Genomic DNA, 14,103 nt, shown 5'->3' on the forward strand with positions numbered 1-14,103 from the left:
GGCGTGGGGCAGGGGGGCGGGATGAAGTAGGAGACGATGAGCTGCGGCCAGCGGGCCTCCGTGTTCGTGTATTCGCGCGAGTGGTACAGCGTCCGGTACCCCGGCGAGTCCAGCCGCAGGGAGATCATCCCGTCCGACTCCAGCGCCTGCTGCACGGGCGCCACCAGCTTCGGGCTGGAGTTGATTCCCACCTGGGTCGTGTACTGGCCAGTGCGGTTCCACAGCAGCCAGGAGCCCAGGTCGTCGCTGGAGGCCGCGGGCTTGTTGTTCCAGGTGATGCCCGTCTCGCTCCAGGTGTTGTCGGAGACGAGCCGCGTGTAGACGTTGCCGTCCGCGTCGTCATACGCGGTGCCGTCATACGCCGTGGCCACCAGGGACACGGCGACCACCTGCGCGTTGACCGGGACGCTGCCCAGGCCGAAGCGCAGGAAGGATTCCGCCGCCGTCCGGTCGACGGTCATCGTCATGCTCTTGCCGGAGTTGGTGGTGGGGCTGCCCGCCAGCACCTGCGCGTCCGCCTGCGGGTAGAGGGCCACGACCTGGAGGTCGGTGGTCACCTGCGGATCCCCGGGCTCGAAGTAGTTGATGATGAGCTTGGGGCGCTCGCTGGCGACGCCGTGTTCACGCGAGCGATACACCGTGTGGTAGCCCGGGGACATCAGCCGGAAGGACACCAATCCATCCGAGTCCAGCGCCTGCTGCACGGGCGCCTTCAGCTTCGGGTCGAAGTTGACGCCCACCTGCAAGGGTTTGGGAGAGGTGCTGGCGTACCAGAGCCACCAGGAGCCCAGCCTGTCACCGGTGACGGCGGGCCGGTTGTTCCAGGTCATGCCCGTCTCGCTCCAGGTGTCGTCCGGCACCAGGTGCGCATAGACGCTGCCGTCACCTCCTGCGGCCGAACCGTCGAAGGCCAGGGCCTGCAGCATGACCGAGGCGATGTGGGCGCCGGCCGGGAGGCTGCTCAGGTTGAAGCGCAGGTAGGTCTCCGCCTTGTTGGAGTCGACCCACAGGTTCTGCGCGGCGCCGAAGTTCGTGGTCGGGTTGGAGGGCCGGACGTAGGTGTCCGCCTCCGGCTCCAGGATGAGCTGCTTGGGCGTGGGCGTCGTGAGGAGCGGCGTGGCCTGGATCCGCGTTGGCGTCGGCGGTGGTGCCAGCGCTGCTGGTGCTTCGCCGCCACCACAGCCAGGGACGAGCCCCGCCACGAGCGGTGCGATGAGAAGGGAGCGCAGGGACTTCTTCCACGGGGATGCGAGGTGCATGCAATGGCACTCGGAGGCACGCGCGCCGGTCCGTTCCGGCGCGACGTGCATCCCTTGAGCAACCCCTGCGCCAGGGGATGGTTCTCCTGTGACTTCCGGCGCTTGCATGGCGAGGCGGCGCTTGCGCCAGGGTGGAACGTGCCAGAACCGGCACGCACGCGAGGACGTCCAGCGGACGCCGGTGTCATGGGCTTCGCGAATACCGCCGCTTCAGGTCGCGCGAGGCCTGATGCGCTTCCACGCAAGAGGCATGAGCAGGCCCGCGATGACGGCCTTGATCACTCCCCCGGGGATGAAGGGGAGAAAGCCCTTCTGGAAGGCCGTGGACAGCTTGTCGCCTTTGCTCAGATACCTGGAGCGCGGGATGAGTCGCTCGCCTTCGAGCTTGTCATGAACCGAAGTGTCGTGCCCGGAAGGTTAGGACCGGGGGCCTCGGCTGCGCCCCGCGGCCATCGTTGGCGACAAGGGCTACAGCCACCGCCGAGTGCGCCGCAGGTGCCATGCGCACCATAATCACCCTGTCATCCTCACTGTCGTGACCAGCGGCGCTGGTCCACTTCAACTGTAAGGCCTACCGCCAGCGCAGCCTCGTCGGGCGGCTCATCAGCCAGTTCGAGTGCTACCGGCGGGTAACAACGCGCTACGACAGGCGTGCTGTTCACTTCCTCTCCTTCGGTTTGCTCGCTGTGATTGGCCTGAACATGATTCGCATACTCGATTGAGTTGCGCGCCGCATCGTTGGATAAATTAAAACGGAGGATCTTGGCTTGAGATAGCTGACTTCAACGTCACTGCTTCGGTCAGTCCCTGATGGGTGCGCGGCGGTATTCTAGAGTGGCAGAATCGTGGGGCGGAGCCCCCGCTCGTCGCGCACTCCGACGAGCCTGCAGGCTATCCAATGTATATTCTTTGAGGTGCCTAGCGCTTTGGCCGAGGATGTGATGGTTTTTTCTTGTCTGACATCCTGGCCTGATAGCACGCAGACGATAGCGATGACGCCGTTTTCATTGGCTGGCAAGGTCTTGAACTTCTTGTTCGATTTCAGCGTTGCCCGGTGTTCAAGTTCTGCGATGATTTCGGCTTCCGTCTTATTGGCAAGTTCGGCTTTGTGGTAAGTTTCAATTTCGACATGGAGTAGTCCGCCGGCAGTGCTGACGGCGATGTCTGCGTCTGTCTGCCCATTGCCGATTTTTGCCTCAAATGCCGCCACCTGCACGCTTTGGTTTGCATACGTCAATGCAATATGTGCGCAGGCGAAGATTGACCAGATTTCTGGCGCTACGGTCCACGGATTAGTCCAGAGTGGACGAAGAAGCCCCTCTGCGCCCGGCAAATGCGCGAATTTGTCGCAGAATGCGTCGAGCGTCGAAAGGACTCCTTTCATCAGTGTGTGCACGTCCTTGTTCGAGTTGGCGCAATAAGAATGTAGAGCTAAGGGCAAATTCAGTCGATGCCAATACCCGCGTGATGGATCTCCAGCATATTCGTGCATCGACTCCCTTGTAATTCCGAACTTAGTGCTCGGGTAGCCAGCTGGAAGGAGTTTCTGAAGGTGGGGGAAGTCAAGGAGAGCCTTCTTTTGAATCGCCAATACTTCTTCGTCGCTTGCGGTTTCGGTCATTTGTGTGTGGTCCTTGTGGTTTTGTTTGACTGGCTTTTTTTTGCTGCTGTTGTGTGATTTATGCTTCATCCAGGCATGGGAGGGGTAGGGCGTCATAAACCATGTGGCTGCTCTATTCTTGGAACCAGGCTATTTCAGCTCGCGCGAAGCCGCATGACCTTCCACGCAAGAGGCATGAGCAAGCCCGCGATGGCGGCCTTGAGTACTCCCCCGGGGATGAAGGGGAGGAAGCCCTTCTGGAAGGCCGTGGTGAAGTCGAGCCCGGCCTTCACGCGGAGCCACGACACGCCAATGGCCAGGACAAGCAACTGGCCCGCGAGGAACAGCGGACCCGCCGTCCACCATCGCCGGTCGTACCCGTGGCGCGCCGCGAGGCCCACGAGGAACGCGGCGGGGAGGAAGCCCACCAGGAAGCCGCCGGTGGGGCCGGTCAGCGCGCCCCAGCCGCTGGCGCCCTTCGCGAAGAAGGGCAGGCCCACCGCCCCCAGCAGGAGATAGGCAGCCTGCGCGGCCGTGCCACGCACGGGCCCGAGCGCGGCCGCCGTGAGGATGACCGCGAGCGTCTGGCCCGTGATGGGCACCGGCGAGCCCGGCACGGAGACGGCGACCTGGGCGAGCAACGCGGTGAAGAGCGCCGCGCCCAGGACGAGCAGGGCCTCCTGTGCGCGCGTGCGGACGAAGCGGTCAGCCAGGACGGGATGGGGTGAGTGAGACACGGGCCGATGCTCGGTGAGGCCGCACCCCCGTGCAAGGGCCGCCCACGGGCTTCATGAAACGGCTACCGTCCCGGCCTTCTCGTGGTTGGAGGCCTTCGCTTTGACGACCCCCCTGCTCGGCACGCTCTCCCTGGTTCCCGTGACGTCGCTCTACGCCGCGCTCAATGCCCTGCTCACGCTGGTGCTCTCCGCCAACGTCAGCCGGGTCCGCACGAAGCACAAGGTGTTCCGGGGGGACGGAGGACATGCCGGCCTGAGCGCCGCCATCCGCGCGCATGGCAACAACATCGAGCAGGTGCCTGTGACGCTCATCCTTCTGCTGCTGGCGGAGCTGAGTGGTGGGAACTCGACGGCGCTGCATGTCTTTGGCGGTGCGCTGCTCGTGGCGCGCCTGGCGCATGCCTTCGGAATGCTCCGCACCCATTCCATCCAGGCGGTCGGCGCGGTGCTGACGATGGTCGTGCAGCTGGGCCTGTCGGTCTGGGTGCTCTGGTTGAGGCCCTGGGGTTAACCCGCATCCTCCTTTGCCCGGGCCCGGACCTCCGCCGCGAACAGCTCCGCCGCGGGCGTGCGCGGCGCGCCCTTGCGCCAGAGGAGCGCGGCCAGCTCCGAGCGGGGCGCGGGGGACAGCCGCTTCACCACCAGCCGCTCCGCGTCCGTGAGCCGTGGCTCGGGAAGCACCGTGACGGCGAGGCCCGCGCGGACGATGGCCAGCACGGTGGCCACCGCGTTCGACTCCAGCGCCACCCGGGGCGCGAACCGCATCGCCGCGAAGTGCGCGTCCACCCGCGCGCGCACCCGCAGGCCGCGTGACAGCAGCGCGAACGGCTCCTCCGTGAGCTGCTTCATCCCCACGGACTCCGCGCCCGCCAGCGCATGTCCCCGCGCGACGACGAGCGCCAGCCGGCTGTCGAAGACGGCTTCCGCGTCCAGGTCCGACAGACGCGCGGGCGCATAGCCCAGCCCCACGTCCAGCTTGCCGGCCGCCAGCTGCCGCTCCAGCTTCCGGACCACGGCCTCCTGCGCGCTCAGCGCCAGCCCGGGATGTCTGCGCAGCACCGCCGCCAGGGCCGGCACCACGAGCCCGCGCATGCTCGGCGGATAGCCCACGCGCAGCGCACCCGTGGCGAGCCCCCGCAGCGCACCCACCGCGGACAGCCCCGCGTTCACGTCCTCCAGCGCGCGGGAGGCATAGGTGCGGAACAGCTCTCCGGCCTGGGTGAGCCGCACCCCGGTGCGCGCCCTCTCGAAGAGCGGCGTTCCGACCTCTTCCTCCAGCTGGTGGATCTGGTGCGACAGCGTGGGCTGGGAGACGTGCAGCCGCCGCGCGGCGCGCCCGAAGTGCAGCGCGTCGGCGACGGCGGAGAAGTAGCGCAGGTGCCGGAGCTCCATGGGGGCATCATAGACAGCATCTATCGATTCGATGAAAACAGACGAATGTACGAATCGGTGCCCCTGGGTACATCTTCCGCGTCACCTGAGGAGAGGGACCCATGAAGGCATCGGATCTGTTCGTGAAGGCGCTCGAAGCCGAGGGCGTGCGCTGTGTCTACGGCCTGCCCGGCGAGGAGAACCTGGACCTGCTGGAGTCCATGCGCACCGCGGGCATGCGCCTCATCGTCACGCGCCATGAGCAGGCGGCGGGGTTCATGGCCGCCACGCAGGGGCGGCTCACCGGACGCGCGGGCGTGTGCCTGGCGACGCTGGGGCCGGGGGCCACCAACCTGGTCACCGCGGCGGCGTACGCGCAGCTGGGCGCCATGCCCATGGTGATGCTCACCGGCCAGAAGCCCATCAAGGTCAGCAAGCAGGGCCACTTCCAGATCGTCGACGTCGTCGGAATGATGCGGCCGCTCACCAAGTCCACCCGCACGCTCGTGTCGGCGGAGCATGTCCCCTCGGCGGTGCGTGAGGCCTTCCGCCGCGCGGAGGAGGAGCGCCCCGGCGCCACCCACCTGGAGCTGCCCGAGGACGTGGCGCGCGAGTCCACCGAGGCCCAGCCCCTGTCGCCGGGCGTCGCGCGGCGGCCCGTGGCGGACGAGGCGTCCATCGCGCAGGCGGTGGAGACGCTCGCTTCGGCCCGCCGCCCGCTGTTGATGATTGGCGCGGGGGCCAACCGCAAGCTCACGTCGGAGATGCTCCGCGCCTTCGTGGACCGCGTGGGCCTGCCCTTCTTCAGCACGCAGATGGGCAAGGGCGTGGTGGATGAAACCCACCCGCTGTGGATGGGCACGGCGGCGCTGTCCGACGGCGACTTCGTCCACCGCGCCATCGAGGCCTCGGACTGCATCCTCAACGTGGGCCACGACGTCATCGAGAAGCCCCCGTTCGTCATGCGCGACGGCCGCCGCACGGTCATCCACCTGAACTTCTCCTCGGCGGAGGTCGACCCCGTGTACTTCCCGCAGGTGCAGGTGACGGGAGACCTGGCCAACGCCGTCTGGCGCATCGCGGAGGGCGTGGGCCCGCGCTCGCACTGGGACTTCACGCCCTTCGAGCGCTCCAGGGCGGGGCTCGACGCGCAGTTCGTGAGCGGCGCCGCGGACGACCGCTTCCCCATCTACCCCGCGCGGCTCGTGGCGGAGGTGCGCCGCGCCATGCCGGATGACGGCGTCGTGTGCCTGGACAACGGCATGTACAAGCTGTGGTTCGCCCGCTACTACCGGTGCCGCCGGCCCAACACGCTGCTGCTCGACAACGCGCTCGCGACGATGGGGGCGGGGCTGCCGTCCGCCATCGCGGCGAAGCTCGTGCACCCGCGCCGCAAGGTGGTGGCGGTCTGCGGTGACGGCGGGTTCATGATGAACTCGCAGGAGCTGGAGACGGCGGTGCGCCTGAAGCTGGACCTGACGGTCATCGTCGTGCGCGACGACGGCTACGGGATGATCCGCTGGAAGCAGGAGGAGATGGGCCTGCCCGACTTCGGCATGACCCTGGGCAACCCGGACTTCGTCCGCTACGCGGAGGCCTACGGCGCACGCGGCCACCGCCCCACGAGCGCCACCGAGTTCGGCGCCACGCTCACGCGCTGCCTGGAGTCGGGCGGCGTGCACGTCATCGACCTGCCCATTGATTACACGGACACCGCGCGGGCGCTCGGTGCCGGTCCCCTGGAGGAACGCCATGCTGGCTGAACGCTATCCGTACTACCTGGCCAACCGGCCCCGGCAGCCCAACGCGGAGCTGCCCGTCACCGACAAGTATTCAGGGGAGGTCGTCACGCGAGTGGCCGTGGCGGACGCGGCCGCCGTGGAGGAGGCCATCGCCGCGGCGGTGCGCGCGGCGGGGCCCATGCGCAAGCTGGCGCCGTATGCCCGCCAGCAGGTGCTGGAGCACTGCGTGCGCCGCTTCCAGGAGCGGGCGGAGGAGTTCGCGATCGCCCTCTGCATCGAAGCAGGCAAGCCGCTGCGCGACGCGCGGGCGGAGGTCACCCGCCTCATCGAGACCTTCAAGGCGGCGGCGGAGGAGGCGGTGCGCGGAGGCGGCGAGGTCCTGAGTCTGGAGGTGTCGCAGCGCACGGCGGGCTACCGGGGCTTCACCCAGCGCGTGCCGGTGGGGCCGTGCTCGTTCATCACGCCGTTCAACTTCCCGCTCAACCTGGTGGCGCACAAGGTGGCGCCCGCCATCGCCGCGGGCTGTCCCTTCGTCCTCAAGCCGTCGGACCGCACGCCGGTGAGCGCGCTGCTCATGGCGGAGGTGCTCGCGGAGACAGCGCTGCCAGAAGGCGCCTTCTCCGTCCTGCCCACGCGCCTGGAGGACGTGGGGCCGTTCATCGAGGACGACCGGCTGAAGCTGTTGTCGTTCACCGGCTCGGAGAAGGTGGGCTGGGATTTGAAGGCCCGCGCCGGCCGCAAGAAGGTGGTGCTGGAGCTGGGCGGCAACGCGGCCTGCGTGGTGGACGCGGACCAGGCCGGGCGCCTGGACTTCGTGGCGGACCGCATCGCGCAGGGGGCGTTCTTCCAGGCGGGGCAGAGCTGCATCTCGGTGCAGCGCGTGCTCGCGCACGAGTCGCTGTACGACGCCCTGCGGGAACGGCTCGTCGCGCGGGCGAAGGCCCTGCGCGCGGGCAATCCCCGGGATGAGGCCACCACGCTCGGGCCGCTGATTGACGAGCCCGCGGCGCGCCGGCTGGAGGGCTGGATCCAGCAGGCGGTGGAGCGGGGTGCCCGGGTGCTGACGGGAGGAGGGCGGCGCGGCGCGCTGCTGGAGGCCACGGTGGTGGAGGGCGTCCCGGAGGACGCGGCGCTGTGCGCGGAGGAGGCCTTCGGTCCCGTGGTGCTGCTCCAGCCGTTCCACGACTTCGACGAAGCCCTGCGCCGGGTCAATGACAGCCGTTACGGCCTCCAGGCGGGCCTCTTCACCCAGGACCTGTCACGCGCGATGCGGGCCTGGGACGAGCTGGAGGTGGGCGGAGTCGTCGTCGGCGACGTGCCCAGCTTCCGGGTGGACACCATGCCCTACGGCGGAGTGAAGGGCTCCGGGCTGGGCCGTGAGGGGGTGAAGTACGCCATCGAGGACATGACGGAGGTGCGGCTGCTCGTGCTCCGCCACTTTCTGGCAGAGTAAAGGCTTTCGCTGGGGGCCCGCCATGCAGAGCAGTGCCATCACCGAGGTGTTCCTGCCGATTGCCCTGGGGGTGATCATGCTCGGCCTCGGGCTGAGCCTCACCCTCGCGGACTTCCGCCGCGTGGCGTTGTATCCGCGCGCGGCGCTGGTGGGCCTGGGCTGTCAGACGCTGCTCATGCCCTTGGTCTGTTACGGCATCGCGACAGGCTTCGGGCTGCCTTCCCAGCTGGCCGTGGGCTTGATGCTGCTCTCCGCCACTCCGGGCGGTGCGACGGCGAACCTCTTCAGCCACCTGGCCAAGGGCGATGTCGCGCTGAACGTCAGCCTGACGGCGGTCAACAGCGTGCTGTCGCTGCTCACGCTGCCGCTCATCGTGAACTTCTCCCTGGCGCACTTCATGGGAGAGGAGCGCGCCATTCCGTTGCAGTTCGCCAAGATCGTCCAGGTGTTCGGCATCGTCCTGGTGCCCATCTCGCTGGGAATGTGGGTGCGCGCGAAGCGGCCCGCGCTCGCGGATGGCCTGGACCGGCCCGTGCGCATCGTCTCGGCGCTGTTCCTGGTGCTCGTGGTGCTGGCGGCGACGCTCAAGGAGCGCGACCAGCTGGTCACCTACTTCCAGAGCGTGGGGCTCGCGGCGCTGGCCTTCAACCTGGCCAGCATGGCCGTGGGCTTCGTGGTGCCCGTCCTGCTGCGTGTCGAGCGCAAGCAGGCGGTGGCGATCGCGATGGAGGTGGGCATCCACAACGGCACCCTGGCCATCGCCATCGCCTCCAGCCCCCGGTTGCTCAATGACGGCGTGATGGCCATTCCCGCGGCCATCTACAGCGTCATCATGTTCTTCACCGCCGGAGTCTTCGGCGCCCTGGTCGCCCGCAGGCAGGCCGCGACCGTGCCCGCCCCGTCAAACGCCCAGGGCTGAGGGCACCTACCGTGGCGACGGGCTGGTGAAGCGCTCCAGCAGCCCGTCCACCCCGCCCGCCAGGCGGAAGACATCCATCCATTCATCGACCCCGGAGAAGCCCAGGTTGGTGGCCCGGCGCAGCAGGTCCGCCGCCGCCTGGGCGGACCGGAAGCCCAGCAGCTCGAAGAGGTGCGGACGGCCCCGCCGGTACAGCTCCGCGTCCAGGCGCTTCCAGGGCTCCAGGGACGCAGGCTCCTCCAGGGCCCAGATTTCGGCGCGCGGGGCCCGGGAGCCCGTCCGCTCCAGGATGGCATTGGCGGCGCGGCGGCCTGCCTCGCACGCGCCCTCCATCGTGGCCAGGTTGGTGTTCGTGCGGACGTAGTCCGACGCGAGGCAGAGGTTGGGAATCCTGCTCGCGGCTTCGGGCCGTATCTCCCAGGAGCCCGGTGGATGCACCAGCAGCCGTGAGGAATTGATTGGCGGGAGGCCGGCTCCGTAGTCCAGGTCCGAGTCCAGGTGCCACGAATGCAGGAGGCTGTCGGTCAGCACCTGCTCATCCGCGTCCCGGCCATTCAGGGCGGCCTTGAGCTGGGCCCAGACCTCCGTCTTGATCTCCTCCGGCGTGCAGTCCTTCGCGCGCTTGCGCACCAGCGTGCCGGGCGTGTCCCAATCCGAGATGTCGATGGACAGCAAGCCTCCCACCTGGCCATCCCCGTAGCGCTGCCGGAACAGCCCCAGCTCGCGCCAGAACTGGGGCTGGGAGATGGACGTCAGCGCCCACGGGGAGTCCGCGTAGAAGGTGTGGCCCCGGACCAGCGGCACGTCCTCGTAGAGGAAGAACTGGATGCCGACCATCCACTCCACCAGCCGGTCCACGTCCGCCAGCCGCAGCCGCGCCAGCGCCGGGTCCAGCGCGGCGAGCTCCGGCGTGATGAGGCCCTGCGCCGCGTCGATGGGGACCGCGAGCACGTAGTGGCCGGCGGTGCGCGCCTGGCCATCGTCGAAGTGGACCTGGGAGATGCGCCCGTTGGCCACGTCGAGCCCTGTGCAGCGGACGCCCTCGTGGAACTGGACGCCCAGCCCACGCAGGTGCGCGACCCAGGGCTCCAGCCACATCTGGCTGGTGGGCCCGCCCATGGTCCGGTCGTTGTTCACCTCGCTGGTGGCGAAGTCGAGCAGCAGCTGGATGAAGATGGTGCCCAGCGTCCGCGTGGAGCCGCGCCGGGGATCCATGGCCACCATCGTGCGCGGCAGCGCGCGCATCTGGCGCTGGAAGCGGGGCGCATAGCGGTCCCCTTCGATGAAGTCCCACCACGCCAGGTTCTCGTAGGCCCCCTGCCGGCGCTCGTCGCTCGATGAGAGGAATTGCAGGATCTTGAGGCCGAAGAAGCCGCCGTCCACCGCGCTCAGGTTCAGCTTCTGGAAGTACAGCTGCAACGCCTCCCAGACGTCATGGGGCCGCTCCAGCCGCCTGCGGGCGAAGCGATACCAGGTGTCCTCGTCCACCATCGCCACGGCGCTCTCGGTGGTGGCCTGGAGGTGCTGCGCCACGTTCCGGCCCGGGGCTCCGGCGGCCGGAGTCCGCTGCATCTGGTCCACCACGTGCCGGTAGAAGCGCGGGTAGAAGCGGAAGCCATGCTCCCCGGGCAGGTCGCTCCTTCCCCCGGTACCGGTGCCAGGCACCGGTTGGGAGCGGGCCTTGCCGCCCCACGTCGTTCGCGAATCGAAGACGTGGACCTCGTGGCCGCGCTCCGCCAACTCGTGCGCGACCGTCAGCCCCGCGACGCCTCCTCCCACCACGATGACCTCAGGCATGGCGTTCCTCCCGGATGAAGGAGGAACGCTAGCGGGTGCCTTTCGGATGGCGGATGACCCCGGAAGGCGAGCGGACGTCCAGGGCCCGACACCGTTCCAGTCTTCCCTGGCGTGGGGGCTACAGCCCCGTGCTCTTGAGCAGCACGCGTGGGTTCTCGTCTGGGAAGAACCCGGAGGAGTAGACGTTCGCGTCCGTGACGAAGGCCTTGTCACCCAGGACGGTCAGCTTGGGGCCGGTGGTGGCGCGGACGAACAGCGGCACCGCCAGCTGCGTCTCCGGCCAGCGCACCATGCCGTCCGTGCCGAAGGACGTGTCCAGGTCGCCGTTGGCCTGGAGGCGGAAGAGCACGGGCTTCGCGTACACGTCCGCGAAGACGAGCACCTTCCCATCCGCCTGGATGCGCACGCCGCTGACGTCCACCACGTCGAGGACTCCCGCCGGCGCGGTGAGCTGCCGCACGCCCGCGGGGCCGAAGGTGACGTCCGGCTTGCCGTCCGCCGTGTACGCCACGAGCTTGAGCACGCCGTGCGGTTCGCCACCGACCTTCACGTCCTGATCGGAGCCCGCCAGCAGGAAGCCGCCGTTCGGACGCGCGACCAATGCATGGGCCTGGCCGCCCTCGCTCTTCGCGAGGCCGTTGGTGCCGAACGTCAGGTCCTGGCTGCCGCTGGCGGTGATGCGCACGGCCTTGAAGTGATCTCCTCCGCCCAGGACGACGCTGGAGCCCTGGAGCGCCATGCCCTGCACGGCCTCCGCGTCCGTGTACGCGCCGCCAATCCAGCTGCCGGACGGACTGCCCGCGGACTTGAACGTCGTGTCGAGCGAGCCGTCCGCGTTGTAGCGGATCACCGCGAAGTCCTCATCGAGCCCGTCGGACTTGGTCAGGAAGCCGCCGGCGTAGAAGCGGCCGTCCTCCAGGGGCAGGATGCCGCGGAGGGTGCCCACGAAGTTGACGGCGTTGTCCTCGCCGAAGTGCAGGCGCGAGCGGCCCGTCTTGTTGAAGCTCGTGTCCAGCTGGCCGTCGGGCTTGAGCTTCACCACCGCGAAGTCGCGCGAATTCGTGGCGTTGCCGCCCCGCGCGAAGCCCGCGACCAGGATGCTGCCATCCGTCAGCACCGCCACCGTGTCCGCGCGGTCGTCCTGCTCGCGCTGGCCGGAGATGGGGCCCTTGGCGGGCCCTTCGAAATCCAGCACCACGGAGCCCTGCGTGCCGAACGCCGTGTCCACCTCACCGGAGGCCGTGTAGCGCCGCACGAGCAGGTCCACGCCCGTGGTGGCCAGGTTCACCTTCGTGGAGCCCACCACGACGAGCCCGCCATTGGACACCGCGAGCGCCCGGCCCTCCTCGGCGGGGAGCTTCGTCCCGGCGTCGGCCTGCGTCCCTCCGTCCGGGGAGGGGTTTTCGTCCGGGGGCCCGTCATCGCCGCCGCAAGCCCCTCCGCCCACCAGCAGGGCACCCGCCAGCAGTGCCACCCATCCAGCCTTCCGCGCGCTGTGATTCATTCGAGATGTCCCTTCCGAGCCGTCCGGTGCTGCCGCCGCACCAGGGTTACGCCGTCAGGGACATTTATTTCCGGGGGCTCCACCCCGGACGTGCTTCACGCGTAGTCCGACCTCAGCTCCTGTTTCAGCGTGTCGTCCAGGTTGAGCTGCGCGGACAGGAGCTCCCAGTAGTCCGCCCCGCCCACGATGGGGGCGTCGAGCTTGATCCGCCCGGCCACCTGTCCGACGTCGGTGACGGTGGCGAGGACGTCCTGCGGCTCATTGTCGAGCACGAGCTCGAAGGGCTCCGGGCCCGGCCGGTCGCGCGTCGCGAGCTCCATCCGCCGCCGGAAGTCCGGCAGGTCCGCCATGGCTTCATCAAGGACCGAGCGCGCCGCGTCGAAGCCCAGGTCGTTGAGCGGGGAATCGTCGGCCCACAGGTAGAACGACTTCTCGACGCCGTCGAGGGTCCAGGGCTCGGAGGGATGGATCGGGTCGAAGGCGAGCGGTTCCATCAGCGCGCGGTCTCCGTAGCGGGCCACACCATCCACGATGACCAGGCGCACCTGCTTCTCCGTGGCGGAGATCAACGTGTCATAGGGGTCGCCGCCCGTGCCCTCGATGACCAGGATGTCCGCGAGTGCGTTGGCGCGCAGCGTGCCCAATTGCGTCTCCCAGCCAGCGACCCGGGCGGCGTCACACGTCACCGAGCGCACCAGCGTCCGCGAGGGCAGGGAGACGCCCTGCCGCGCCGCTTCATGCCGGGCGACCTTCAGCTCCTGGAGGAGGTTCTTGCTGCCGGTGGGTGACCAATCACAGCCCAGCGAGAACGTCACGCCCGCGCCGAGCAGATCCGACACCGCCAGGGTCTGCCCATACAGCAGCAGGTTGCTGAACGGAGACCACACGACCTTGGCGTCCTTCGCGGCCATCGTGTCCAGGTCCGGGCGCTGCAATCCCAGACTGTGGATGCCCACCAGTGAGGGCTGGATGAGGTCATGGCCGGCCAGGTCGGCGTAGCGGCGGTGGGCGTAGTCATCGACGCCTTCGCCCAGGTGATAGAAATACGCCGCGTGGGTCTTCAGGGCGTCGCGGAAGGATTCAATGTCCTGGGCGTCGTCATGCAGGTCCATCACGCGGGTGCTGCCCGCGGGCAGGCGGTCGTCGTCGGGCTCCTCGACGTTGCGCATGGCGCCCCGGAAGAGCGCTTCGCCTCCAGACACACGCGTCCGGATTCCCTGGCCGGTGGTGGTGCCGGCCAGCAGCGCCTTGGCTTCGATGTAGCGGACGACGGCGCGGGCGGAGGGCGCATGCCCGCCGAGCACGCGGATGGGCAGGGAGATGAGCGGGGCGTAGTCCGCGTGACGCGGCCACTGGGTGCGATTGAGGTATCGCTTGGGCACCCGCCACAGCGTCAGCACGTCGTAGACGAAGTGGTTGTGCAGGTCGATGAGCCCTGGATACAGCGTCCCCCCGGTGTCGATTCGGGGGGCGTCCCGGAAGGATTCAGGGAGCGGTCCGCCCGCTGGCTCGACCGCGACGATGCGGGAGCCCCGGACGAGGACGCGCCCCCGTTCCAATACTTCGTCCCGGGAGTTGAGCGTCACCACCCGGCCTTCCAGCACGTAGCGGGGGATTGCGGCGGTGGGCTCGGATGCTCCGGTGTTCATGGCGCGCCTCCCGTGGCGACAGGCCCCTGTGGCCCCAATGCCTTGAAGGTAGGGACGGGGCTGGGGGCGCGT

General features: G+C 68.7%; 11 protein-coding genes. 4 read left to right on the forward strand and 7 right to left on the reverse strand.

Features of this window, described 5'->3' with window-relative positions:
• The 3 genes from D7X55_RS22920 to D7X55_RS22935 form a co-directional block, all read right to left on the reverse strand.
• Positions 1 to 1,259: DNRLRE domain-containing protein (locus D7X55_RS22920; protein WP_121724184.1), on the reverse strand; the 1,259-nt coding region annotated here is incomplete at its 3' end.
• An 829-nt stretch (positions 1,260 to 2,088) separates the two neighbouring features.
• Positions 2,089 to 2,976, reverse strand: coding sequence for a hypothetical protein (locus tag D7X55_RS42950; RefSeq protein ID WP_147470176.1), 888 nt, complete (start codon positions 2,974 to 2,976; stop codon positions 2,089 to 2,091).
• Between the two features lie 38 nt (positions 2,977 to 3,014).
• Positions 3,015 to 3,596 carry a biotin transporter BioY gene (locus tag D7X55_RS22935; RefSeq protein WP_233610004.1) on the reverse strand — a complete coding sequence of 194 codons (582 nt, stop codon included), beginning with the start codon at positions 3,594 to 3,596 and terminating at the stop codon, positions 3,015 to 3,017.
• 100 nt (positions 3,597 to 3,696) lie between these two features.
• On the opposite strand from D7X55_RS22935, the gene D7X55_RS22940 reads away from it, so the two are divergent.
• A complete protein-coding gene (locus D7X55_RS22940) occupies positions 3,697 to 4,107 on the forward strand; it encodes an MAPEG family protein (RefSeq protein ID WP_158626410.1) in 411 nt (136 codons plus the stop codon).
• Here D7X55_RS22940 and D7X55_RS22945 read toward each other — a convergent pair.
• The gene (locus D7X55_RS22945; protein WP_121724186.1) at positions 4,104 to 4,988 is read right to left on the reverse strand and encodes a LysR substrate-binding domain-containing protein; all 885 of its coding nucleotides are present in this window, start codon (positions 4,986 to 4,988) and stop codon (positions 4,104 to 4,106) included. The two genes, D7X55_RS22940 and D7X55_RS22945, sit on opposite strands and share 4 nt — an antisense overlap.
• A 101-nt stretch (positions 4,989 to 5,089) precedes the next feature.
• On the opposite strand from D7X55_RS22945, the gene D7X55_RS22950 reads away from it, so the two are divergent.
• Genes D7X55_RS22950 through D7X55_RS22960 form a run of 3 tightly spaced genes read left to right on the forward strand, consistent with a single transcriptional unit; the run spans position 5,090 to position 9,081 of the window.
• The gene (locus D7X55_RS22950; protein WP_121724187.1) at positions 5,090 to 6,730 is read left to right on the forward strand and encodes an acetolactate synthase large subunit; all 1,641 of its coding nucleotides are present in this window, start codon (positions 5,090 to 5,092) and stop codon (positions 6,728 to 6,730) included.
• Positions 6,720 to 8,162, forward strand: a complete 1,443-nt coding sequence (locus D7X55_RS22955; RefSeq protein WP_121724188.1) for an aldehyde dehydrogenase family protein — start codon at positions 6,720 to 6,722, stop codon at positions 8,160 to 8,162. The genes D7X55_RS22950 and D7X55_RS22955 overlap by 11 nt, the downstream gene beginning before the upstream one ends.
• A gap of 22 nt (positions 8,163 to 8,184) precedes the next feature.
• Positions 8,185 to 9,081 carry a bile acid:sodium symporter family protein gene (locus D7X55_RS22960; RefSeq protein WP_121724189.1) on the forward strand — a complete coding sequence of 299 codons (897 nt, stop codon included), beginning with the start codon at positions 8,185 to 8,187 and terminating at the stop codon, positions 9,079 to 9,081.
• A gap of 6 nt (positions 9,082 to 9,087) precedes the next feature.
• On the opposite strand, the gene D7X55_RS22965 is transcribed toward D7X55_RS22960, so the two are convergent.
• The 3 genes from D7X55_RS22965 to D7X55_RS22975 form a co-directional block, all read right to left on the reverse strand.
• The gene (locus tag D7X55_RS22965) at positions 9,088 to 10,878 is read right to left on the reverse strand and encodes an FAD-dependent oxidoreductase (protein ID WP_121724190.1); all 1,791 of its coding nucleotides are present in this window, start codon (positions 10,876 to 10,878) and stop codon (positions 9,088 to 9,090) included.
• Between the two features lie 118 nt (positions 10,879 to 10,996).
• Positions 10,997 to 12,352 (reverse strand): hypothetical protein, encoded by a 1,356-nt coding sequence (locus D7X55_RS22970; protein WP_233610005.1) that lies wholly within the window; start codon positions 12,350 to 12,352, stop codon positions 10,997 to 10,999.
• 125 nt (positions 12,353 to 12,477) lie between these two features.
• Complete coding sequence (locus D7X55_RS22975) at positions 12,478 to 14,031, reverse strand: amidohydrolase family protein (protein WP_121724192.1); 1,554 nt, start codon at positions 14,029 to 14,031, stop codon at positions 12,478 to 12,480.
• Positions 14,032 to 14,103 lie beyond the last annotated feature (72 nt).

Source organism: Corallococcus sp. AB049A, assembly GCF_003668885.1.
GTDB lineage: Bacteria > Myxococcota > Myxococcia > Myxococcales > Myxococcaceae > Corallococcus > Corallococcus interemptor.

Coding starts and splice junctions, on each gene's coding strand:
- D7X55_RS22945 (WP_121724186.1), bottom strand. CDS start 4,988: ATGGAGCTCCGGCACCTGCGCTACTTCTCCGCCGTCGCCGACGCGCTG.
- D7X55_RS22950 (WP_121724187.1), top strand. CDS start 5,090: ATGAAGGCATCGGATCTGTTCGTGAAGGCGCTCGAAGCCGAGGGCGTG.
- D7X55_RS22965 (WP_121724190.1), bottom strand. CDS start 10,878: ATGCCTGAGGTCATCGTGGTGGGAGGAGGCGTCGCGGGGCTGACGGTC.
- D7X55_RS22960 (WP_121724189.1), top strand. CDS start 8,185: ATGCAGAGCAGTGCCATCACCGAGGTGTTCCTGCCGATTGCCCTGGGG.
- D7X55_RS22975 (WP_121724192.1), bottom strand. CDS start 14,031: ATGAACACCGGAGCATCCGAGCCCACCGCCGCAATCCCCCGCTACGTG.
- D7X55_RS42950 (WP_147470176.1), bottom strand. CDS start 2,976: ATGACGCCCTACCCCTCCCATGCCTGGATGAAGCATAAATCACACAAC.
- D7X55_RS22955 (WP_121724188.1), top strand. CDS start 6,720: ATGCTGGCTGAACGCTATCCGTACTACCTGGCCAACCGGCCCCGGCAG.